At 38.1% G+C, this 21,000-nt stretch carries 21 protein-coding genes and 2 tRNA genes; 5 read left to right on the top strand and 18 right to left on the bottom strand.

The window, feature by feature from the left end:
• Positions 1-67: 67 nt before the first annotated feature.
• From VXM68_RS01435 to VXM68_RS01385, 11 genes are all read right to left on the bottom strand, one after another.
• A complete protein-coding gene (locus VXM68_RS01435) occupies positions 68-829 on the bottom strand; it encodes an SGNH/GDSL hydrolase family protein (protein ID WP_367210238.1) in 762 nt (253 codons plus the stop codon).
• Between the two features lie 52 nt (positions 830-881).
• Positions 882-2,069: an aspartate aminotransferase family protein gene (locus tag VXM68_RS01430; protein WP_367210237.1), complete on the bottom strand. Its 1,188-nt coding sequence runs from the start codon at positions 2,067-2,069 to the stop codon at positions 882-884.
• Between the two features lie 61 nt (positions 2,070-2,130).
• The gene (locus VXM68_RS01425) at positions 2,131-2,550 is read right to left on the bottom strand and encodes a hypothetical protein (protein ID WP_294187458.1); all 420 of its coding nucleotides are present in this window, start codon (positions 2,548-2,550) and stop codon (positions 2,131-2,133) included.
• The gene (locus tag VXM68_RS01420) at positions 2,550-3,503 is read right to left on the bottom strand and encodes a hypothetical protein (protein ID WP_293956670.1); all 954 of its coding nucleotides are present in this window, start codon (positions 3,501-3,503) and stop codon (positions 2,550-2,552) included. Before VXM68_RS01420 ends, VXM68_RS01425 begins: the two co-directional genes overlap by 1 nt.
• A gap of 33 nt (positions 3,504-3,536) precedes the next feature.
• Complete coding sequence (locus tag VXM68_RS01415; RefSeq protein WP_046671841.1) at positions 3,537-4,082, bottom strand: RNA polymerase sigma factor; 546 nt, start codon at positions 4,080-4,082, stop codon at positions 3,537-3,539.
• A 21-nt stretch (positions 4,083-4,103) separates the two neighbouring features.
• Positions 4,104-5,057: a transketolase C-terminal domain-containing protein gene (locus VXM68_RS01410; RefSeq protein ID WP_293956669.1), complete on the bottom strand. Its 954-nt coding sequence runs from the start codon at positions 5,055-5,057 to the stop codon at positions 4,104-4,106.
• A gap of 1 nt (position 5,058) precedes the next feature.
• A complete protein-coding gene (locus tag VXM68_RS01405; RefSeq protein ID WP_293956668.1) occupies positions 5,059-5,907 on the bottom strand; it encodes a transketolase in 849 nt (282 codons plus the stop codon).
• Between the two features lie 285 nt (positions 5,908-6,192).
• Positions 6,193-6,747, bottom strand: coding sequence for a NifU family protein (locus VXM68_RS01400; protein ID WP_367210236.1), 555 nt, complete (start codon positions 6,745-6,747; stop codon positions 6,193-6,195).
• A gap of 73 nt (positions 6,748-6,820) precedes the next feature.
• Positions 6,821-8,170 carry an adenylosuccinate lyase gene (gene purB / locus VXM68_RS01395; protein ID WP_367210235.1) on the bottom strand — a complete coding sequence of 450 codons (1,350 nt, stop codon included), beginning with the start codon at positions 8,168-8,170 and terminating at the stop codon, positions 6,821-6,823.
• A 128-nt stretch (positions 8,171-8,298) separates the two neighbouring features.
• Positions 8,299-8,523, bottom strand: a complete 225-nt coding sequence (locus tag VXM68_RS01390) for a hypothetical protein (RefSeq protein WP_209581634.1) — start codon at positions 8,521-8,523, stop codon at positions 8,299-8,301.
• A gap of 145 nt (positions 8,524-8,668) precedes the next feature.
• Positions 8,669-8,893 carry a hypothetical protein gene (locus VXM68_RS01385; RefSeq protein ID WP_209581520.1) on the bottom strand — a complete coding sequence of 75 codons (225 nt, stop codon included), beginning with the start codon at positions 8,891-8,893 and terminating at the stop codon, positions 8,669-8,671.
• Between the two features lie 398 nt (positions 8,894-9,291).
• On the opposite strand from VXM68_RS01385, the gene VXM68_RS01380 reads away from it, so the two are divergent.
• On the top strand, positions 9,292-10,641 hold the full coding sequence (locus VXM68_RS01380; protein WP_293956665.1) for an acyl-CoA dehydrogenase family protein: 1,350 nt from the start codon (positions 9,292-9,294) through the stop codon (positions 10,639-10,641).
• 106 nt (positions 10,642-10,747) lie between these two features.
• Here the strand turns inward: VXM68_RS01380 and VXM68_RS01375 are convergent, their stop codons facing one another.
• The 5 genes from VXM68_RS01375 to rplS all read right to left on the bottom strand — a co-directional run bounded on the left by VXM68_RS01375 (position 10,748) and on the right by rplS (position 16,926).
• Positions 10,748-11,533 (bottom strand): META domain-containing protein, encoded by a 786-nt coding sequence (locus tag VXM68_RS01375; RefSeq protein ID WP_367210234.1) that lies wholly within the window; start codon positions 11,531-11,533, stop codon positions 10,748-10,750.
• Between the two features lie 121 nt (positions 11,534-11,654).
• Positions 11,655-13,478, bottom strand: a complete 1,824-nt coding sequence (yidC, locus tag VXM68_RS01370) for a membrane protein insertase YidC (protein ID WP_209581540.1) — start codon at positions 13,476-13,478, stop codon at positions 11,655-11,657.
• 39 nt (positions 13,479-13,517) lie between these two features.
• Positions 13,518-15,128, bottom strand: coding sequence for a CTP synthase (locus tag VXM68_RS01365; RefSeq protein ID WP_209581555.1), 1,611 nt, complete (start codon positions 15,126-15,128; stop codon positions 13,518-13,520).
• A gap of 123 nt (positions 15,129-15,251) precedes the next feature.
• Positions 15,252-16,337, bottom strand: a complete 1,086-nt coding sequence (locus tag VXM68_RS01360) for a carbohydrate-binding family 9-like protein (RefSeq protein ID WP_367210233.1) — start codon at positions 16,335-16,337, stop codon at positions 15,252-15,254.
• A 241-nt stretch (positions 16,338-16,578) separates the two neighbouring features.
• Positions 16,579-16,926: a 50S ribosomal protein L19 gene (gene rplS, locus VXM68_RS01355; protein WP_209581561.1), complete on the bottom strand. Its 348-nt coding sequence runs from the start codon at positions 16,924-16,926 to the stop codon at positions 16,579-16,581.
• Between the two features lie 343 nt (positions 16,927-17,269).
• On the opposite strand from rplS, the gene VXM68_RS01350 reads away from it, so the two are divergent.
• A tRNA-Pro gene (locus VXM68_RS01350) sits at positions 17,270-17,343 on the top strand.
• A gap of 42 nt (positions 17,344-17,385) precedes the next feature.
• On the opposite strand, the gene VXM68_RS01345 is transcribed toward VXM68_RS01350, so the two are convergent.
• Positions 17,386-18,141 (bottom strand): ABC transporter permease, encoded by a 756-nt coding sequence (locus VXM68_RS01345; protein WP_367210232.1) that lies wholly within the window; start codon positions 18,139-18,141, stop codon positions 17,386-17,388.
• A 434-nt stretch (positions 18,142-18,575) separates the two neighbouring features.
• Between VXM68_RS01345 and VXM68_RS01340 the strand changes: the two genes are divergently transcribed.
• A tRNA-Pro gene (locus VXM68_RS01340) sits at positions 18,576-18,649 on the top strand.
• A 245-nt stretch (positions 18,650-18,894) separates the two neighbouring features.
• Here the strand turns inward: VXM68_RS01340 and VXM68_RS01335 are convergent.
• Positions 18,895-19,659, bottom strand: coding sequence for a tyrosine-type recombinase/integrase (locus VXM68_RS01335; RefSeq protein ID WP_367210231.1), 765 nt, complete (start codon positions 19,657-19,659; stop codon positions 18,895-18,897).
• A gap of 200 nt (positions 19,660-19,859) precedes the next feature.
• Here VXM68_RS01335 and VXM68_RS01330 point away from each other — a divergent pair, with 200 nt between their 5' ends.
• Both VXM68_RS01330 and VXM68_RS01325 read left to right on the top strand, forming a co-directional pair.
• Complete coding sequence (locus tag VXM68_RS01330) at positions 19,860-20,189, top strand: hypothetical protein (RefSeq protein ID WP_367210230.1); 330 nt, start codon at positions 19,860-19,862, stop codon at positions 20,187-20,189.
• On the top strand, positions 20,182-20,943 hold the full coding sequence (locus tag VXM68_RS01325) for a hypothetical protein (RefSeq protein ID WP_367210229.1): 762 nt from the start codon (positions 20,182-20,184) through the stop codon (positions 20,941-20,943). The genes VXM68_RS01330 and VXM68_RS01325 overlap by 8 nt, the downstream gene beginning before the upstream one ends.
• The last annotated feature ends 57 nt before the right edge of the window (positions 20,944-21,000 follow it).

Below are 21,000 nucleotides of genomic sequence, written 5' to 3'. Positions count from 1 at the left end.
AATAGGCAATTGTGTCGTCTGTTAAAAATAGCGAGCGAATGTGCAGTACGCTATCCGCTCGCCATTTTTATTTAATGCATTCCATCCATGCCGATGCCATCATCTGTGCGCCAGCAAGTGTAGGGTGAACACCATCTGCTGCCCAGTAGGCGCCAGCAGCATTCCTTTGAGCATTATCAAATATTTTTTGATAGGGAATTAAGATCCCCCCAAATTCTTTTGCTATATCACGGGCAGATTCTTGATAAGCCAAGAACTTTGGATACCAAGCATCAGTAATATGGCCCACCCCTTTGACAGCAAAGGGCTCTCCAATGATGAGTTTGACATTTGGAAGCTTTTGTAGCGTCTCCTGCAATAACTGTTGATATTGGGATTTATATTCATCAACTGTAGTTTTTGCTCCCCGATCAATCGTGCGCCAGAAGTCGTTTACACCAATCAGAATACTCAATACGGTTGGTTTAATGGCCAATGTGTCTTCCTGCCAACGCTTCTGTAGGTCCGGTACACGGTTGCCACTGATCCCTGTGTTATAAACTTTGAGATTCTTTGCTGGATATTTATTTAAAAGTTGACTAGCAGCCAATAAAGCGTAACCGTGACCCAACGCACCAGTGTCATTGGCATTCCTGTTATTCCTATCCCGACCCACATCTGTAATGGAGTCGCCCTGAAATAAAATAATGTCGTCATTATTTAAACTTATTTTTGACGCACTGGCTGTTGATTCATGGGCGAAAACTTCGTTTCCTAGTAAACTGGCGCTACTCAAAAGACCGGTGCCAAGGATACTTTTCTTGATAAATGATCTGCGGTTCGTATTCATTATTAGGTTTTTGTTTATTATGAGGATTTATTATGTTTAAAGTTACATACTTTTAAGCATACTTTTCCAAACCTTTTATAAGGATGTTACACGCTTTTTCGATTTCAAGTTCGGTAATCGTCAATGGCGGAGCTACACGCAGGGCTGTTTCACAATGCAGATACCAATCAATCATTACCCCATTCTCAGCACAATACTTGCTCACATTGTAAACCTGATCAAAAGAGTGCAGTTGAAGACACATCATAAGACCTAATCCGCGAATTTCTTTGATCGCAGGGTGATTGAGCTTTTCTTTGAATAAAAGAGCTTTGCGCTCTACCTGCTCAACTAAATTTTCTGTTTTGATGACCGCTAACGAAGCGCGAGCCGCGGCGCAACTCACAGGGTGGCCACCAAAAGTGGTGATGTGCCCAAGCATAGGATGATCTTTAATAACATCCATCACTTCCTTTGCTGCAACAAAAGCACCCAAAGGCATACCGCCACCTATACCTTTGGCGAGCATCAAGATATCCGGAACAATACCAAAATGTTCAAAAGCGAAAAGACGGCCTGTCCGGCCGAAACCAGTTTGAATCTCATCAAAGATCAGTAAGGCACCAGTTTCATCACAGCGTTTTCTGACGGCTTGCATATAAGCGATGTCTGGTACCCGAACACCAGCTTCCCCCTGAATAGCTTCGAGTATAACAGCAGCAGTTTGTTCCGTAATCTTTGTTAGGTCTTCCAGCTCATTAAACTCGATAAAATCTATTTCGGGTAGGAGAGGAGCATAGGCGTGACGATACTCGTCGTTTCCGATCAGACTGAGTGCACCCTGTGTGCTGCCATGATAGGCTTTTTTTGCAGCGATAATCTGCCTCCGGCCAGTATATTTCTTCGCTACTTTCATGGAACCCTCTACCGCTTCAGTTCCGCTGTTAGTGAAGTAAACAGATTGAAAATGAGCAGGGAGCTCAGCGAGTAATTCCGTTGCAAACTGCACTTGAGGAACCTGCACAAATTCACCATAAACAGTAACATGTAAGTATTTATCCAATTGTGATTTTATGGCCTCCAACACTTTTGGATGACGATGGCCTATATTGCTTACATTAAACCCGGAGACCAAATCCATATATTCCTCTCCATTGGGGCCATAAAGGTAAACACCTTCAGCCTTTACCACTTCAACCAGTCTAGGGGAGCTAGATGTTTGAGCAGTATTCATTAAAAATAATTCTCTGTTGCTTAACATGATTTTACAAATGTCCGAAAATAAAAAAGAAGTCTTTAAGACTTCTTTTTTATTTTCAAGATTATTTTCTTCTATTCTGCAGAGACTTGTAAAGATGTTCCCTAAATTCTTGCTCAACTTCGAAAAATTGCGATGCCCGCGCGTTGCCTATCACTTTGGCAAATTTAGCCCGGTATTCCTTTTTGATTTCCACTTCCTTCGCATCGTATTGTAATATATCTCTCGAACCATTTCTAAAGCTGTTTTTAGGAGCACCACTTAACTTTTCTTTTCTGATATCCCAAAGTGTCTGACTATACTCGTTATAGAGTGGGAAGAATTGCTGAGCCTCTCTTGTCGTCAAACCTAGTTCTTTAGTAATGTAAGCTATTTTTTCATTTTCTATAGCTTGAAATCGATTTTTGTCTTGTGCAAAGCTCAAGGCAATAGAAAATATACTAAAGAACAATGTTATCCATATGTATTTTTTCTTGAACATCATTATAAGGTATAATTTAGATAATCTTCTATTTCTTGTTTAGATAAATTGCTGCCAAATCCCTTAGTAGGGAGATTAGCTTCATCAGTATACTGAGACATATATATCATATCATCACCAGACGCTGAAGCCGCAAGGTAATTGATGATTTCTTGCTTAGGAATTTCAGATAAATGCTGGCTCAGTTGCTCCTCTGTGATACCATCTCCAGCAACAGCATCTTGTGGTAGATATTGATATCCCCAATATCCCCCGATACTCAGCATCGCCGCAAAAGATGCAGCAACAGCGTAACGAGCATACCATTTTTTCGGTTTGCCTATGCGATGGATAGGTGTAACATCTTTTTCAACCTCCTGAACAGCGTTAATAATTCTATCTGAAAGATTCTCAAAATAATGTGGGGGTACATCAAAGTTGGTAGTACCGACAGTTTCTCTTAATTTTTCTTCAGCAATTCGCGATAAAATAGTCGATTCAAGGGTTTTCTCATAGTCCACTGGTGCCACAAATCCGTCTGTAAGAACTGCATCCTTCAATTCACGTTCAGCTATCCGCGAAAAAATAGAATTTTCAAGGATGCGGTTGTAATCATAAGGTATAGCAAAACCGTCAGATGAAACTTTTTCTTTTAATGCGTCTTCTGAGATTTGGCTGAGAATAGATACTGAAAGTTCCGAACTATAATTTTCAGGAATTTCGAAACCGTCCTTAATAACGAGACTCTTTAAATTATTTTCCGCGATTTTACACATAATGGTCTCAGATAGGTTGTCAAAATACCCTTCTGGAACCTCAAAGACGGTGTCTTTGCTTTCAACCAATTTGACTTGCGTAATTATTTTTGATTCTAGATCATTGAAATAATTTTCTGGTAAGCCAAATGGATTTTTACGCAAAGATGCTGGAAGATTGTTAGGCTCCAGCCCATCGTGATATGTGCCATTTTCCTTCATAGTATCTTTTAGAACCCGATTTAGCCAAAAGGTTTAATCATTGTTGTTAAAAAAAGCTTCAATTTTTTTGACGGCTAAATGATATGAAGCTTTAAGCGCTCCAACACTTGTTCCGAGAACTTCTGAAATCTCTTCATATTTCATGTCTTCAAAATACTTCATATTGAAAACCAATTTCTGTTTCTCCGGCAAGGTCAACAGTGCCTGTTGTAATTTCATTTGAGCTTTGTCGCCGTTGAAGTAGTTGCCATCAGCAAGTGTTTCAGCCAAATAAGCAGTCGTGTCGTCATCCAACGACACGTTCTGCTTTTGTTTTTTCTTATTTAAGAAGGTGATGCATTCATTTGTTGCAATGCGATAGAGCCAAGTATATAGTTGAGAGTCTTCTCGAAAGTTTCCAAGATTCTTCCATACTTTCACAAAGATATCCTGTACAACATCGTCCGCATCGTCATGATCGATGACCATTCTTCGCACATGCCAATAAATCTTCTGTTGATATTTCTTCAACAATAAACGGAAAGCTTCTTCTCGCGTACTCTCTTCAGCGAATTTTGCTATAATTAAAGCGTCATCCATATATTGACCTGCGTAGTATTGTTATTTTCTTTTGATTACTTTTTGAGCCGCTGCAACAATAGCCGCTGCATTCAAACCGTATTTCTCCATCAATTGAGCAGGAGTACCTGATTCCCCAAAACTGTCATTGACAGCAACATACTCTTGTGGAGTAGGTAACTCCCTTGTTAGTACCTGAGCCACGCTATCACCTAAACCACCAAGACGATTATGCTCTTCTGCCGTTACCACACATTTCGTTTTGGCAACAGATTTCAAAATAGCCTCCTCATCCAAAGGTTTGATAGTATGGATATTGATAATTTCGGCGTTAATGCCTAATTCCGCCAATTTCTCACCAGCTTGGATAGCTTCCCATACAAGATGACCTGTAGCAATAATCGTAACATCCGTTCCTTCATTTAATAATATTGCCTTACCGATCACAAATTCTTGATCAGCAGGAGTGAAGTTAGGAACCACAGGACGGCCAAAACGCAAATAAACTGGACCTTCGTATTTAGCTACTGCAATAGTAGCCGCTTTTGTTTGATTAAAATCGCAAGGATTGATCACCGTCATTCCTGGTAGCATTTTCATCAAACCAATATCTTCTAAGATTTGGTGAGTTGCACCATCTTCACCCAATGTCAAGCCCGCATGCGATGCAGCAATTTTTACATTTTTGTCAGAGTATGCGATCGATTGGCGAATTTGATCGTAAACACGGCCAGTAGAGAAATTTGCAAACGTACCCGTGAATGGGATTTTACCGCCAATAGTCAACCCGGCTGCAATACCCATCATATTTGCTTCCGCAATACCGATTTGGAAAAAGCGCTCTGGAAACTCTTTAATAAAATCGTTCATTTTTAATGAACCAATCAAATCGGCACATAACGCAACCACATTTTCATCTTGCTTTCCCGCTTCCAATAAGCCCGCTCCGAATCCTGAACGTGTATCTTTTGACTCTGTATAAGTATATTTTTTCATTCTAGTAATCTCCTAAAGTTTCTGTAAGCTGATTCAACGCCGACGCCAATTGTTCGTCACTTGGCGCAACACCATGCCATTTGTGAGAACCCATCATAAAATCAACACCGCTACCCATTTCAGTATGCATCAGAATAATGACTGGTTTACCTTTTCCTGTACGTGATTTAGCTTCTGCTAAACCTGTAACAACAGCATTCATGTCATTGCCTTTAGCAATTTCCATCACATCCCAGCCAAAAGCTTCCCATTTTGCACGAAGATCACCAAGAGATAATACTTGATCTGTAGATCCGTCAATTTGCGCTTTGTTGTAGTCAACAGTAGCAATCAAATTGTCTATTTTGTTGTGTGGCGCATACATTGCAGCTTCCCAAACTTGGCCCTCCTGCAATTCACCATCACCCATTAATACATAAACTAGATTATTGTCTTTATTCAATTTTTTTGCCTGTGCGGCACCAATTGCAACAGATAATCCTTGGCCCAAAGATCCCGAAGCAATACGAATGCCCGGAAGGCCCTCGTGTGTTGTTGGGTGACCCTGAAGTCTGGAATTGATTTTTCTGAACGTTGCTAATTCGCTCACTTCAAAATATCCCGCATGTGCCAATGTACTATAAAATACAGGAGAGATGTGTCCATTTGACAGGAAGAATAGATCTTCTCCTTTTCCATCCATGTCAAAGGAAGGATTGCGTTTCATTGCATTGAAATAAAGCGCCACAAAGTAATCTGTACAACCTAACGAACCACCTGGGTGTCCTGATTGACAAGCGTGTACCATACGTACGATATCACGTCTTACCTGTGATGCAATTTGTTCTAGTTTGATAATATCTGCACTCATTTTTTTTGTTGGTTTCACAATTGGTCGTAAAGTTAACTATTTTTAAGCTAGATGCTTGTTAAAAAATGAATTTATATTGACTTATAGCCGAATCTCAAGCCGCTTTAGAAAAATGTTCGCAGGATAACACTTAAAAAATGCTGTTGTAGCCAGGGAGTATTGCCTACCTGACTACTACTTTGATACGCTGGATATTTTTCAGACCTTTTGCATTACCGGACATAAAAAAAGGATTCAGCATTACTCATGCCGAATCCTTTTTTTATTATAAGTGTGAAGCTGAGATTACATGGCTTCAGCAACAACTTCAGTCACTTCCGGAACCATGCGCTTCAACAATCCTTCAATGCCTGCTTTTAAAGTAATTGTAGATGATGGACAACCGCTACAAGAACCCTTTAGTTCAACCGTCACCACACCTTCACTAAATGATTTATAATGTATAGCACCCCCATCTTGTTCAACAGCAGGTCGCACATAATCGTGTAAAACTTGTTGTATCTTAATTTCAGTTTCGGTGCCCTCAAAATCCACTTCTGTGTCGTGGTGTACCGTTTTTACAGCAAGTTCAGACTCTACAGCCCCTTTTACAAAATCTTTCAACAAAGCTTCAACGTCTTCCCATTCTGCATCTTCCGTTTTGGTAATAGTAACGAAGTTACTCGCGAAAAATACACCATTTACAAAATTAAATTTGAATAATTCAAGTGCAAACGGTGAATCTTGTGCTGCCTCTTTATTTGGAAAATCCACACTACCGTTGATCAATAACTTATTGACCAAAAATTTCATGGTTGAAGGGTTGGGTGTAGATTCTGTATATACGTTAATCGTAGCCATGTATTATCTATTTTTTATTCTAAGCAAATATATATCAAAAGGAGCTTTATTAAGGTCATTTATAAGTAAAAGCTTATAAAGTGACACCCGTATAATTAGCAGGACTGATCGCTTTCAGTTCTGCTTTAACTTTATCGGAAACATGGAGCTGATCGACAAACGTTGCGATTGTTTCTTTCGTTACCCGCGTGTTTGTGCGTGTAAGATCTTTCAGAGCTTCGTACGGTTTTGGATAGCCTTCTCTTCTTAATATGGTTTGTAATGCTTCGGCCACAACAGCCCAGTTATTTTCAAGGTCATCAGCCAATGCCTGTTCGTTTAAAATCAATTTACGTAAACCTCTCAATGTCGATTTAACGGCAATGAGCGTGTGCGCAAATGGAACACCAATATTACGTAAAACTGTCGAATCTGTTAAATCACGCTGAAGACGTGAAATCGGTAATTTAGCGGAGAGATGCTCGAAAATAGCATTTGCGATGCCCAAATTTCCTTCTGCATTTTCAAAGTCAATTGGGTTGACCTTATGGGGCATAGCAGATGAACCGATCTGTCCTGCAGTGATTTTTTGTTTAAAATAATCCATCGAAATATAAGTCCAGATATCACGGCACAAGTCGATTAGGATATTGTTTATGCGTTTTAAAGCATCGCAACTCGCCGCAAAATTATCGTAATGTTCAATTTGCGTTGTGGTTTGTGATCGGTCTAAACCCAAGACATTGTTGACAAAATTATTTCCAAAATTGATCCAATTGGTTTCCGGGTAAGCAACCTGATGCGCATTGAAATTACCTGTTGCGCCACCAAATTTGGCGGAATATGGAACTTGGTTGAGTAGTTGTAACTGTCGCTCTATTCGTTCAATAAAAACATAAAACTCTTTGCCCAATCGAGTTGGAGATGCTGGCTGTCCATGGGTACGGGCCAACATCGGAATACCTGCCCATGACGTCGCTAATGATTTTAATTCATGAAGTAACTCGTTAATCGCTGGCGAGTAGCTTTCTTTTATGGCTTCTTTCCAAGAAAGCGGAATAGCTGTATTATTGATATCTTGGGAAGTTAAACCAAAATGAATAAATTCAAGGTAGTCTTGTAGGCCTAATTTTTCAAATTGGTCTTTTAGAAAATATTCAACGGCTTTAACATCATGGTTCGTAACTTTCTCTGTGTTTTTGATCCAAATAGCATCTTCCTCAGAAAAATTCCTATAAATATCACGCAATTTCTCATGTAGACTTTTGTCAAATTGTTGCAATTGGGCAATACCTGATTCACCTAATGCAATAAAATATTCCACTTCTACGCGTACGCGATATTTTATTAAAGCAAATTCAGAAAAAAATGCTGAAAGTTCATGAGTGTTATTGTAATAGCGTCCGTCGATAGGAGTAACTGCTGTTAAAGATGATAAAGCCATAGATTGAATGATTTTTTGGCAAAGGTAAAAAAATGCTTGGAGCTTAGCAATTTAATTGGCACAGATATAAAAAAAGCCTCCTTAGTGAAGGAAGCTTTTTTATAAAGTCTAAATTCTATTTCAGAAAATTAGTGAGCAGCTTTAGTTGAATCAACTTTAGCCTCAGCTGAATCTACAGCTGATTTTGCTGAATCCACAGCAGTTTTTGCTGAATCTAATTGTGTGTTAGCTGAATCTAAAGCAACATTAGCTGAATCAGTAGCAGCATCAGTTGTTTTACCAGTTTCACCACATGATGCGAAAGCTAATGTTAAAGCTAAACCTAAGAAACCGAATTTGAATGCGTTTTTCATTTTATTAAAATTAAATATTTTTAAATCTTGTTATTTAGAGGTTAATACCGTTATATTAAAAAGGTAACCCCAGATTTTTCTCTTTTTGAAAAAAGAAAGACCTTTTGTTAAAAAAGGCCTTCCAAAAGCTTTATTCAGTCCTAAATTATTTTTTAGTAGCAGCTGAATCAACTTTAGCAGCAGCAGAATCAACTTTAACAGCAGCTGAATCTACGTGGTTAGCAGCTGAATCCAAAGTGTTAGCAGCTGAATCAACTAAAGCTGAAGCTGAATCTGCAGCACCTTCAGATTTTTTCTCTGAATTGTTACAAGATGCGAAAGCTACAGTTAAAGCTAAACCTAAGAAACCGAATTTTAATGCGTTTTTCATTTTCTAATTTTCTAATTTAAATTGAAATAATTTTCTTTTTCATCTGTTAATACACGTAACCAAAAAAGGTAACCCAAAAAATAATCTTTTTTTAAAATTTTATATAAATAGCTGATTTTAAGATGTTTAATTTATTTAAAATAAAATGCTATCCCAAAAGTCTTGGCTTGTGTCATCCCTTAGCTTAACAAGGGCTAAGAAAGGGTGATCGTTGTGCCGTTATTGTGTGTTTGTTGTGCTGAGCTTGTGTGTTTGTTGTGCCGTTCTTGTGTGTTTATTGTGCTGAGCTTGTTTGAACTTATTTTTAGCCAATCTGGGGATAAGATGGTACTGATAACAAACAATTTTCGATTATTTTGCTTATTTTAAGAAGTAAACGCTTAAAAAGAAATTGCAATATGTTTGATAAAGTAAAGAATATAATGGATTTGGCAAAATCAATAGACTTTGGCAAATTGGAAGAAATATCGAAGAAAGTGGATTTGGGAGCAGTAATGGATGCTGTATCAAAAATGGATGATAAACAGCTTCATGGTTTAATGAAAATGCTGAGTGCAGGAAAAGAGAAAAAAGAATTACCTCCTATTAATGGTGACTTCTATGCGATGGATAGTAAATTGAACGATACCGACCGAGCTTTACAATTGAAGGTGAGAGAATTTATGGAGACCGAAGTCAAACCAATAGTCAATAAATATTGGTTGAGAGATGAATTTCCTTTCGAAATCGTACCCAAACTAGCAGCTCTAAATATTTGCGGCTATACATACAATGGGTATGGCTGTATGGGAGGAAGTTCCTTGATGGAAGGAATTATAGCAGCTGAGATAGCGCGTGTGGATGCTTCTGTAGCAACATTCTTTGGGGTACAAAGTGGTTTAGCAATGGGGTCAATTTATCTTTGCGGATCTGAAGAACAAAAGCAAGAGTGGCTGCCCAAGATGCAGCAGATGCAGGTGATAGGCGCTTTCGGATTAACAGAACCTGAAGTCGGCTCGGGAGCCGCGGGCGGATTGACGACAACTTGTAAAAAAACAAGCGAAGGGTGGGTTTTGAATGGTCAGAAAAAATGGATCGGAAATTCCACTTTTTCCGATCTCACAATTATATGGGCTAGAGATCTCGATGATGGAGAAGTCAAAGGTTTTATTGTACGGAAGGATAACCCAGGTTTTTCTGTCGAAAAGATCAAAGATAAGATGGCATTGCGTATTGTTCAGAACGGCCTTATTACTTTAAATCATTGCATCATTCCTGAAAGTGACCGCTTACAACAGGCAAACTCCTTTAAAGATACAGGTAAGGTTCTTCAGATGACGCGGGCTGGAGTCGCCTGGATGGCTGTGGGGTGTGCTAGAGGAGCCTATGAAAATGCATTGGATTATACCCGAAAAAGGAAGCAGTTTGGTAAGCCAATCGCCTCTTTTCAGCTTATTCAGAATCACCTGGTTGAAATGTTATCCAATTTGACCGCTATGCAAACGCTAGTCTTTAGGTTATCTGAACTTCAGGACAAAGGCGATTTAAGAGATGAACATGCTTCGCTGGCAAAAGTGTTCTGCTCTTTGCGTACGAGAGATATTGTTTCCAAAGCCCGTGAAGTGATGGGGGGCAATGGTATTTTGTTAGAGTATAATGTCGCGCGATTTCTGGCGGATGCAGAAGCAATTTATTCCTACGAGGGAACAAAAGAGATTAATTCACTCATTGTTGGTCGAAGCATAACGGGATTTAGTGCTTTCGTTTAGCCGCCTTCCGGCTAGCTTTCCGTTTCCCGCTGTAGAGAATGACTAAAAAGGGCTTTGTTAACAGCAAAGCCCTTATTTCGCTAAATTAAATGCAGCCTGAACCTGGCTATTTGCGTTTAAACCGCATCATGGCGATATCGCCCATGATAAATGTTAGGGTATTCTCGCTGATACTGTATGTGTTCACCTTTTCTAAGGTAGAGAAAAAAGTTGCTTCTCCATTCCCTTCGCAAGCCATTTTTGTTGACATAATTGGGCCGAAGCTAATACTATTTCCATCGGTTTTAAACGTCATATTATAGTTGTTACAGCTACTATTGCCATTTACCTTCCCGCTCACCGTGTCAAAGATCATTGTTGGTTTACGGTCGGGATATAGACCGTCGAAAGCAATGCGTGCGCCCGATATATAATCAAGCTCCCAAGTTCCAGAAAGCTGCTGCTTATCGTCTTGGATCAACTTAAATTTTGCCAATGGAGCCATTTTAGCTTTGTTCAGACTAAGAATACCATTGTTGACAGTGTAATTATCTGCAGCGATCAAGTTTTTTGACAGCGCTTGTTCGATAGACATATCCGGACAGGCCATCATAGTTGACATTCCCTGAGCAAATTTAATTTTTCCATTTTTTGATATTACCAAATCTCCTCCGATGCCATTGCAGCCTCCACTTGCACTGTAGCGTTTTTCCTCCAGTTGCAGGTAGGGCATTTTACCGTTGATTTGATCCGCTACGGCCTGACCATTGATTTCAATTAATTGCCACTTTTTTCCGACGACAGCTGATGTTGAACTGTTTTCACTTTGTTCAGTTGATTTCTTGTTGACGACAGAACAACTACCAAGACCAATACTTAAGATGGCCAATATTGCGATGTTTTTAAAGTTCATATTTTAATTTTTAACCTATTAACATCCCTTTTAACGTTTGGTTTGGCAAAGTGCTACAAAAGTTTACAAACAAATAAGGCTTCCAATCTGGAAGCCTTATTTATCAATCGAATAAATGTTACTATTTATTTTTATTTTGTTGTGCCTGCTGTTGAGCACGCATCATTTCTTCCATTTTAGCCTGGAAACTTGATTTTTTTTCTGCTTTTGGATTCTTTTTGTTCTCCTCCAATTTAGCTAGTATTTTCTCATCGTTCACCATGGTGCGGATTACCAATTGCGTCAAGAATGTAAATAAAGCACTCAAGAAGTAATAGTAATTCAAACCAGCAGGGAAGCTGTTCAACACAAAGAAGAAAATCAACGGCATGATATAGCCCATGTATTTCATCTGACCTGTAGCGCCTGATGTAGCATTGTTATACCAAGTGGTCAACAACGTTGTTAAGGTCATCAAGATACACATCAAAGAAATGTGGTTAAACGATCCAAAGATGGGAGCAAATGTGAATAATGTATCATAGGTTGACATGTCCTTCATAAACAAGAAACTCTGTCCTCTCAATTCAAACAAATTCGGGAAGAAATAGAAGAATGCAATTGTAAAAGGCATTTGCAATACAAGCGGAAGGCATCCACCAAGTGGATTGACGCCGACCTGTTTGTACAATTTCATTTGCTCCTGTTGCATCAACATCTGGTTGTCTTCTCCGACTTTTGCTTTGATCTCGTCCAGCTGCGGTTTCAATACACGCATTTTGGCCATAGAAACATAAGATTTGTAAGTCATTGGGGAAAGGATCAATTTCAACATCAGTGTCAATAACAGTATAACGATACCGTAACTCATATGAAAACCATCCAGGAAGTTGAATACCGGTACTGTAATCCATTGGTTGATCCAGCGCATAGGGCCCCAGCCCATATTGATGATCGATTGATAATCATTACCCTCCGCTTTCAGCACATTGTACTGGTTAGGACCAAAGAAGAAGTTCAACGAATAGTTATTGTCCCTATGGTTATCAAATGCTAATTCCGCGTTCGTATTGTAAAATTTGATGACATCTGTTTCAGTCGCATGTTTTACATCCACTTTAGCATTCACAAAACCATCTTTCGCGTTCAAGATACTTGAAAAGTAATGTTGCTTAAAAGCAATCCAATCCACTTTTTTCTCTAATGCTTCGTCAGCGTCTTTTGATTCTGAAAGATGATCTACCTTGTTGTCTTCTTTATAGTAGAGGGTCGATTTTTGTCTTTCAGACTCTATATTTTGCTCCTTTTGTCTTAACGTGGTATTCCAGTTAAGGGTTAACGTTTTTTGACTTTGTGGAACTAAATTCTGTATCCCTTTTGTATGGATGTCCAACGCTACATTATAACCTTTGCCGGCAATGGAATAAACATATTCAATGTATTGGTCGGCATTGTAATTTAGTCTGAATTTTACCGATTGTTTTCCTTCACCAGAAACTTGGATATCCGAAGATTCTGTATTGAAGTACAAATCGTTTGTTGCCACGTTTTGACCCGCTGCATTAAACAGAAAACCAAATTTATTGTCCTCGCCTTCAAAAAGCATCAACGGTTTTCCATTGAAATTCTTTTCACCTTTTAATTCAACAGATTTAACTTTACCGCCTTTCGTGCTGATTTTGGCAATGATTTTCTCATTTTCAATCGTGATTACTTTTTCGGTTCCAAATTTTGTGGCACCAAAAGGCTTTTTCAGTTCCGCCGAATCAGCAATCACTGCTGTTTGTGCTGTTTTGGCTTTCGCGGTAGAGTCACTTTCAGCAGGAAGTCCTTTTTCTGCACGCGCTTTAGCCTCTTGTCGCGCTTGTTCTTGTTTGATTTCTGATTCTGAAGGCTTCATCAGGTAAAATGAACCAGTGATGATAGCAAACATCAGGACCAAACCAATTAGGGTATTTCTATCCATTTTTAATAATTAAACTTAATTAATTGTATCCTTCTATTACTACTTTGATTTCTTGTTTGCCAAAGCAGCGGCTACAAAGCTAACAAAAAGTGGGTGAGGATTTGCAACTGTTGACTTTAATTCTGGATGAAATTGTCCGGCAACGAAAAATGGATGGTTTTTCAGTTCCACAATTTCTACCAATCCAGTCTCTGGATTGAAGCCTGAAGCAATCATTCCGGCCGCTTCATATTGCTTCAAATAGTCGTTGTTAAATTCATAACGGTGACGGTGTCTTTCAGAAATTTTTGTTTTGCCATAGATTGCAAAGGCTTTCGTTCCTTTTTTAATTTCACAATCGTAAGCGCCCAAACGCATGGTACCACCCATATTGGTGATGTTCTTTTGCTCCTCCATCAGATTGATAACCGGATTAGTCGTGTTGGCATCCATCTCAAAACTGTTGGCATCTTTCAGTCCCAATACGTTTCTTCCGAATTCAATTACCGAACATTGCATCCCTAAACAGATCCCAAAGAAAGGAATATTATTTTCACGTACGTATTGGATCGCATTTAACTTACCATCCAAACCGCGTTCACCGAATCCTGGAGCAACTAAAACCCCGTCCATTCCTTTTAGCTTTTCAGCAACATTTTCTTTTGTAACACTTTCGGCGGCAATGTAACTCACTTTTACTTTACACTCATTTGTAGCGCCTGCATGTATAAATCCTTCGGTAATGGACTTATACGCATCTGGAAGTTCGACATACTTTCCAATCAATGCAATATTGATTTCATTTGTCGGGTTTTTAAGCTTACCTAAAAAGTTTTTCCAGTTGTCTAGATCAGGCTCATTTTTGTTGGAAAGTTTCAGTTTTGTTAATGCCGTTTTATCCAAGTTCTCCTTCAGCATCAGTAAAGGCACATCATAAATTGTAGAAGCATCGATGGATTCGACTACCGCATTGATATTGACATTACAGAATTGTGCTAATTTTTTACGGATTTCCTGGGATAATTTATGTTCTGTACGACAAACAAGAATATCAGGTTGTACCCCATATTCCAATAATGTTTTAACAGAGTGCTGAGTAGGTTTTGTTTTCAGCTCGCCAGCAGCAGCCAAATATGGAACCAAAGTCAAATGGATAACCAACGAATTATTGGCTCCCAATTCCCAACGGAGTTGTCTTACTGCTTCCACGAAGGGTAAAGATTCAATATCACCAACAGTTCCTCCTAATTCGGTGATCACAATATCATATTGACCAGACTCTCCCAGCAATTGCATTCTGCGTTTTATCTCATCTGTGATATGCGGAATTACTTGAACGGTTTTTCCTAAATATGCACCTTCACGTTCCTGTTGGATAACGTGTTGATAGATGCGGCCTGTTGTGACATTGTTTGCTTGTGAGGTAGGGACATTCAAGAAACGCTCGTAATGACCCAAGTCAAGGTCAGTTTCGGCACCATCTTCAGTCACATAACATTCACCATGTTCATATGGATTTAATGTTCCTGGATCAATGTTAATGTAAGGATCAAATTTTTGAATGGTAACTTTATAGCCACGCGCTTGGAGAAGTTTAGCAAGGGAGGCAGCAATAATACCTTTCCCCAACGACGAAGTAACGCCGCCCGTAACAAAAATATATTTAGTCATAACAATTAAAGGATTTTCAATTTTATGTGGTCAAAATGACCAATAATAGTTGCTTTATGTACGGGATACAAAGGTAGCAATTATTATTAAAAATTAGCATTGAAGATTGCTCTAATAATTAAATTAAAAATAAATATTACCTCGGCTATCTATAGTTGTCTTTAATGTTCGCTTTGTTTTTGACTTGATTTCAACACGATAGAAATTATTACTATTTGAAAATATGATGTCATATTTTTTCCGCTCATTCAAAATTTCAGGATATAGTTTGCTCAATTCCAAAATAGACGTCGCATAGCGTTTTTTATCGTTTCTAAAGATTTGTTGTAAATAAGAAATATTCCAGGCCATTTTTTCAAGAGATAAGAATTGCTCGTCGATAAATAGCTGATTTGCACTATCGATAAATTTGATATGCCCCCATCGTTCAGGATAATGCATGTTAACAAGCCCAATAGGAGACCATACCCAGTTCTCCTCGGCAAAAGTCTTTCCAGTATCGTCTTTTTTCTTGCTATAAGTTGTTTCCCTATTATCATAATGCCATTGAACGCGGGAGAAATTTATCTTCCAGATCTCATTGGCCTTAATCTGATCTCCTTCGCCAAAGTATTTTAGACTCTTAACCGGTATCTTCATTTCCACCGTCCAATATTCATCCTTATCTTTTGGGTTGTTGATTGTGCCGGCATGATAAACGGCGCTTTCAATATCTTTTGTGTCCCAATTTAGATTAGCCTTACCACCAAAGCGATACGGTTTAGTCATCAAAAGATCCATGACCGTATTTAAAGCATTTACTTCAATCTCTATATATTCCGGAGATAGTAAATTTGGCTTAATAAAAATCTCAAAGTCATTGTCATGATAAATGATGGTGTCCTTTTGTTTTAAATATCCTTTAATATGAGGCTCTTCGAGCTTAGCAAATATGTATAGGTTTTCCTTGTCCCAGAGCATCTTGACTTTTGTGTCAAATACAGGATGAGGTTTTTGTGTTCCCTCAATATCCTTAAATGAATCTGTCCATACGGCTTTAGACCACGAATCTTCATTGTCTCTTCCATCTATAGTAATAACATCAGTTATGGGTTGCACATAATACACTTGAGGCTGCGACTGTAATTGAAGAAATTCATTTACATTCCGCTGTGCGAAAGCAAAGTTCGGATAGATAATAAAAATAAGGATAAAAGAGATAGTTCTCATCGATATATAGTTTAATTATTCGTGCCAAGAATAAAGTAAGATAATACGGTATTAAAAGTAAGTAAAATGTTTTAGCGCAACAAAGAGAGCGGACTTTTTTAAAGAGCAAGATATAATTATCCTAAATTTATTACAGAAGGAAGTTGGTGATTAGGCTTGGGAATTAAAAAGAAAATCTACAGAGCATAAAAAAAGGCTTTGAATGATTTCAAAGCCTTTTTTTATGCCGTGGTAGTCGTAATTAGATTCTTTTCGATTTAATACGAGCAGCTTTACCAGTAAGGCCGCGTAAATAGAACAATTTCGCGCGACGAACTTTACCGTAGCTGTTTACTACAATTTTTTCAATGTTTGGTGAGTTTACAGGGAAAATACGTTCAACACCTACACCGTTTGAGATTTTACGAACGGTAAAAGTAGCGTTAGCACCTTCGCTGTTTAATTGAATTACTACACCTTGGTACACCTGTACACGCTCTTTATTTCCTTCGCGAATTTTATAATGAACGCTGATGGTATCTCCAGCTTTGAAAGCGGGAATTTCATTCTTTACTACCGCTTGTTCTTCTACAAATTTTACTAAATCCATGATTTCGAGTAATTATTAACGATTTATATCCTGTAAAAATCGGAATGCAATATTACGACTTATTTTCTGAATATAAAAATACTTTTTTAAAAAACTGTTGACTGATATTCAAATCGGATGCAAAGATATGAAAATGAATTGGATAATTTAAAGATATTTTGAATATTCCTTTACGTGTTATTTTAGCTGAGGTTTTCGACGAGTAAATGCTAGAGAAGATATTGCTCCTGTAAAAATAGTATGCAATCAATCAGTTGGTTAATGATTATTTTTTGGCCGACTGTTGACAAAGTCAAAAAATGATTAGATATTTGTGCCACACAAAACAAAGGTGATACCTTTTCGGGGTGTAGCGTAGCCCGGTATCGCGCCACATTTGGGATGTGGAGGTCGTAGGTTCGAATCCTGCCACCCCGACTTAAAAGCTCGACATTCGTCGAGCTTTTTTTGTTTTGTCTATTATTCGTCTCGTAAACTATTTACAGGATTGGCTATCGCTATTCGGATGGCTTGCCATCCTACCGTCATCAGAGCGATAGCTATCGTCACAGCTCCCGCAAGCAAAAAGAGCCACCATGGAATAGTAATGCGGTAAGCAAAGTCCTCCAGCCATTTATTCATGATCAGCCAGGCAGTTGGTGCCGCGATAAGTAAAGCAATTAGTACGGGTTTCAGAAAATCTTTTGACAACAATGCTGTAACGCCCGATACCGAAGCGCCCAGCACTTTTCGGATTCCGATCTCTTTGTTTCGTTTGGCGGCCGTAAAGGAGGCTAAACCATATAAGCCCAGGCAAGCGATAAATATGGCCAATCCGGAAAAAAGACTGAGTATACGTTGTTGCCTCAGATCGGTTTTGTAAAGCGTGTCGAATTTCTGATCCAAAAAGCTGTATTCAAAAGGGTATAAAGGAGCTACTTTACCAAATGCAGTTACAGCTTTTTCGATAACATCGGGATAATCGGTTAATAAGGCAGTGGCATAGGGTGCAGATAAATAAGGAGCGCGGTCTTTGGTGTTGTCAAAACCACGCATGACCCGATAAATCCGGTCACCTTGGCTGTGAAACTTATCAAAACTAAACTGATTGGCAATAAATAGGAATATCATTGCGCAGACGGTGATGCCTATTGTTAAGCCAAGAATATTGATAAAGGAAAAAACTTTATTTTTAATAAGGTTTCTCCAGGCGATTTGGAAATAGTTCTTTATCATACTTTTCGTTATAAGTGTTCATTTTGACCTTATGGTAATCAGTCCTGTTGAAGGATAGCCTGATTTCTATTTTTGAAAAAATGTTCAATGGATAAATTTCAAAAAAGCTGCCAAAGGGTTAAAGTATTTTAATCAGTAGATTGTGTGTTTTATTTTTGTGGTCTAAGTGTTTGGATTCGAACACTTCATGTTCATATCCGAACATGCTACAGTTGATAGGTCAAAAAGATTATGATTAACAGCTGAGCGCCTTATAGAAGTAACAGCTATTGGGAATAGCATTGGGTTTGATTGTGTAAAGGAGCGCTATATGTGGTTCAGGCAAAGAGTATGTCGCAATGAAACAATAGGTTAGTTTAATTTTGTAGTTTTAATTTGCAAATAAATTGTAATAAACGTATATTTGTGCCACACAAACAAAGGTGATACCTTTTCGGGGTGTAGCGTAGCCCGGTATCGCGCCACATTTGGGATGTGGAGGTCGTAGGTTCGAATCCTGCCACCCCGACAAAAGCCACTGATAATCAGTGGCTTTTTCTTTTTTCGGACAAATTATATCTGAATATTGATTATTCAATAACCTAAGCAAAGTTAAGTTAAGCTAGAGGAATAACCCTTCTTAAAGAATGATTGGAACATAATGCTTGTTTCTATAGAGCGTGAAAAGTTCATCTTATTCTTATAAAAAATCAAGAGGGCTAGGAGTCTTTTGCTTGTCTATGTCAGTGATATGAGTGTAGATCATAGTCGTTTTTATATTTTCATGACCCAATAACTCTTTTCAATTCGGATATCGATACCTGATTGGATTAAATGTGTGGCATAAGAATGTCGCAATGTATGTACAGAGCCTTCCGACTGAACATTTGCTTTGATCAATGCTTTTTTCAGAATCAACTGTACACTTCGTTCGCTATACTTGCCACCCTTCTCACCTTCGAAGAGGTACTCCTTTGGCTTGAATGCTTGATAATAATGTCTCAAAGTCGCCAGCAATTTGTCTGGTAATGATACAATCCGATCTTTATTGCCTTTGCTTTGATGGATTCTGATAATTCCATCGGAAGATTTTATGTCTTTGATTTTGAGATTCAACAGTTCGCTAAGACGTAGTCCACAACTATAGATTGTCATCAGAATAGCCTTGTGTTTTAGATTTTGAGTGTTATCGAGAATATTTCTTACTTCTTCTGTTGAAAAGAATTTAGGTAATTTAGAAAATGAGCGTTTCGGGTATAAGTAATCCAGTTGGATTTTTTTGTCCAATATCAGTTCGTACATCTTCTTGATTGCGCCCACTAATCCTTTTTGATAGGAAACACTAATTTTCCCATTTTGAACTTTTTCGTTTATAAACGCCTCAATATCTGACAGTGGAATTTCTTCAAGGGAGGGATATTTGCTAACATGTTTAAGAAATATACTAGCGTAATCCTTGTACGATCTAATGGTATTGCCAGCATATCTCTGCATCAGCAATCTCTTTTCGAAGGTTTCAAGTATGATTTCGCTATTCATATCAGGGAAATAGTATTTTATAATATTTTGTTTCGCTATTTGTGCGGTTTTATTTTTTAAATACAAATATATCAATATCTTATGTAGAAAGAAAAGTCAAATAACGAAACACGTATATAGGGTTGGTTAAGCGAAATTTTCCGTATATTCGTTTCGTTAAAACAGATGTTATGCCCAACGTTAAATGACAACAAACCAATATGGATATAGAACAAATTATAAAAAGAGTTGACGAAGTTCACAAGCAAAACCGGACGACAGAAATTCTCCTTCTTGTTGGGACGGCTTTACTATTTGCTTGTGGTATTACTTGCTTCGTTTTAGCGATAGTCAAACAAGAGTATGCTTGGGGAGCACCTCCAATTGTGACAACTGCATTGCTTTATTTCCCACTGAAGGAAATTAAAGACTTAAGAAAGAAGAATATTGCATTAGCAACAGCACCTGCACTTATAAGTACTTTACCTAAAGCAAAAGCTGCAGAAGAAATTTCTAAGCTACTTCAAAATCTATTTGGAAATCATGAGTGAAAATAAAGATAGAACCAAATTGATTCTAGAGCAGTTGCTATCCGAAATTCACAAGGAACAAGCAAAGGAAACAAGCTCTAAGGGAGAATCTTACTTAATTGGCCAAGATGATCAGCTTTTAGGTAAGTTGACTAATAAGTATGACAACGATTCCATACTCAATAAATATGGGCCTTATGGAAGTCAATACAGCACGACAAGTATTTTCAATAAATATTCACAGTATGGAAGCAAATATGGAACATTTAGTATTCATAATCCTTATTGCAGCACTCCACCTAGACTATTTATCAAAGGACAATTTGTTGGTCATGTTACGGTGAACAAGTATGTAACAAATCAAATTCCTACAGAGACATTTTTGTATTTATTGGAAAATGACTTGGATGCACTTTTAAACAAAAAGTTTGACTTAAAAGAGTCTGATATTCGCTCCAAACAAGGTGAATCATACATTATTGCAAATGACGGACAATATTTAGGAAAATTAACTTCAAATGAATTTGATAACGATTCTTTATTAAACGAATTCGGACCTTATGGTAGTGAGTTTTCAACGACTTCTGTATTCAATGAGTTTAGTGATTATGGTAGTGAGTTTTCGACATTAAGTCCGTTTAATGAATTTTCTACGACACCACCTAAAATATACGTTAATGGTCAATTTTACGGCTACTTGACAGAAAATGAATTTGTATCAGGAAAGAAGATAAAACCAAAAGGACTTAAGCAATGGATAAAGGACAACTTCTGACAAGAAACACTGGGCATAACAGCCGTTTGCCGCAATGGGGGCTGTCGTGGTTAAATC

The organism is Sphingobacterium sp. R2 (genome assembly GCF_040760075.1).
Classification (GTDB): Bacteria; Bacteroidota; Bacteroidia; order Sphingobacteriales; family Sphingobacteriaceae; genus Sphingobacterium.
Note: the sequence above shows the minus strand (reverse complement) of the source record. Positions and strands in the feature narration are given on the sequence as shown.

Bases quoted from the DNA above. Each gene is read 5' to 3' on its own strand.
- VXM68_RS01435 (WP_367210238.1), bottom strand. From the start codon at position 829: ATGAATACGAACCGCAGATCATTTATCAAGAAAAGTATCCTTGGCACC.
- VXM68_RS01430 (WP_367210237.1), bottom strand. From the start codon at position 2,069: ATGTTAAGCAACAGAGAATTATTTTTAATGAATACTGCTCAAACATCT.
- VXM68_RS01425 (WP_294187458.1), bottom strand. From the start codon at position 2,550: ATGATGTTCAAGAAAAAATACATATGGATAACATTGTTCTTTAGTATA.
- VXM68_RS01420 (WP_293956670.1), bottom strand. From the start codon at position 3,503: ATGAAGGAAAATGGCACATATCACGATGGGCTGGAGCCTAACAATCTT.
- VXM68_RS01415 (WP_046671841.1), bottom strand. From the start codon at position 4,082: ATGGATGACGCTTTAATTATAGCAAAATTCGCTGAAGAGAGTACGCGA.
- VXM68_RS01410 (WP_293956669.1), bottom strand. From the start codon at position 5,057: ATGAAAAAATATACTTATACAGAGTCAAAAGATACACGTTCAGGATTC.
- VXM68_RS01405 (WP_293956668.1), bottom strand. From the start codon at position 5,907: ATGAGTGCAGATATTATCAAACTAGAACAAATTGCATCACAGGTAAGA.
- VXM68_RS01400 (WP_367210236.1), bottom strand. From the start codon at position 6,747: ATGGCTACGATTAACGTATATACAGAATCTACACCCAACCCTTCAACC.
- purB (WP_367210235.1), bottom strand. From the start codon at position 8,170: ATGGCTTTATCATCTTTAACAGCAGTTACTCCTATCGACGGACGCTAT.
- VXM68_RS01390 (WP_209581634.1), bottom strand. From the start codon at position 8,523: ATGAAAAACGCATTCAAATTCGGTTTCTTAGGTTTAGCTTTAACATTA.
- VXM68_RS01385 (WP_209581520.1), bottom strand. From the start codon at position 8,893: ATGAAAAACGCATTAAAATTCGGTTTCTTAGGTTTAGCTTTAACTGTA.
- VXM68_RS01380 (WP_293956665.1), top strand. From the start codon at position 9,292: ATGTTTGATAAAGTAAAGAATATAATGGATTTGGCAAAATCAATAGAC.
- VXM68_RS01375 (WP_367210234.1), bottom strand. From the start codon at position 11,533: ATGAACTTTAAAAACATCGCAATATTGGCCATCTTAAGTATTGGTCTT.
- yidC (WP_209581540.1), bottom strand. From the start codon at position 13,478: ATGGATAGAAATACCCTAATTGGTTTGGTCCTGATGTTTGCTATCATC.
- VXM68_RS01365 (WP_209581555.1), bottom strand. From the start codon at position 15,128: ATGACTAAATATATTTTTGTTACGGGCGGCGTTACTTCGTCGTTGGGG.
- VXM68_RS01360 (WP_367210233.1), bottom strand. From the start codon at position 16,337: ATGAGAACTATCTCTTTTATCCTTATTTTTATTATCTATCCGAACTTT.
- rplS (WP_209581561.1), bottom strand. From the start codon at position 16,926: ATGGATTTAGTAAAATTTGTAGAAGAACAAGCGGTAGTAAAGAATGAA.
- VXM68_RS01345 (WP_367210232.1), bottom strand. From the start codon at position 18,141: ATGATAAAGAACTATTTCCAAATCGCCTGGAGAAACCTTATTAAAAAT.
- VXM68_RS01335 (WP_367210231.1), bottom strand. From the start codon at position 19,659: ATGAATAGCGAAATCATACTTGAAACCTTCGAAAAGAGATTGCTGATG.
- VXM68_RS01330 (WP_367210230.1), top strand. From the start codon at position 19,860: ATGGATATAGAACAAATTATAAAAAGAGTTGACGAAGTTCACAAGCAA.
- VXM68_RS01325 (WP_367210229.1), top strand. From the start codon at position 20,182: ATGAGTGAAAATAAAGATAGAACCAAATTGATTCTAGAGCAGTTGCTA.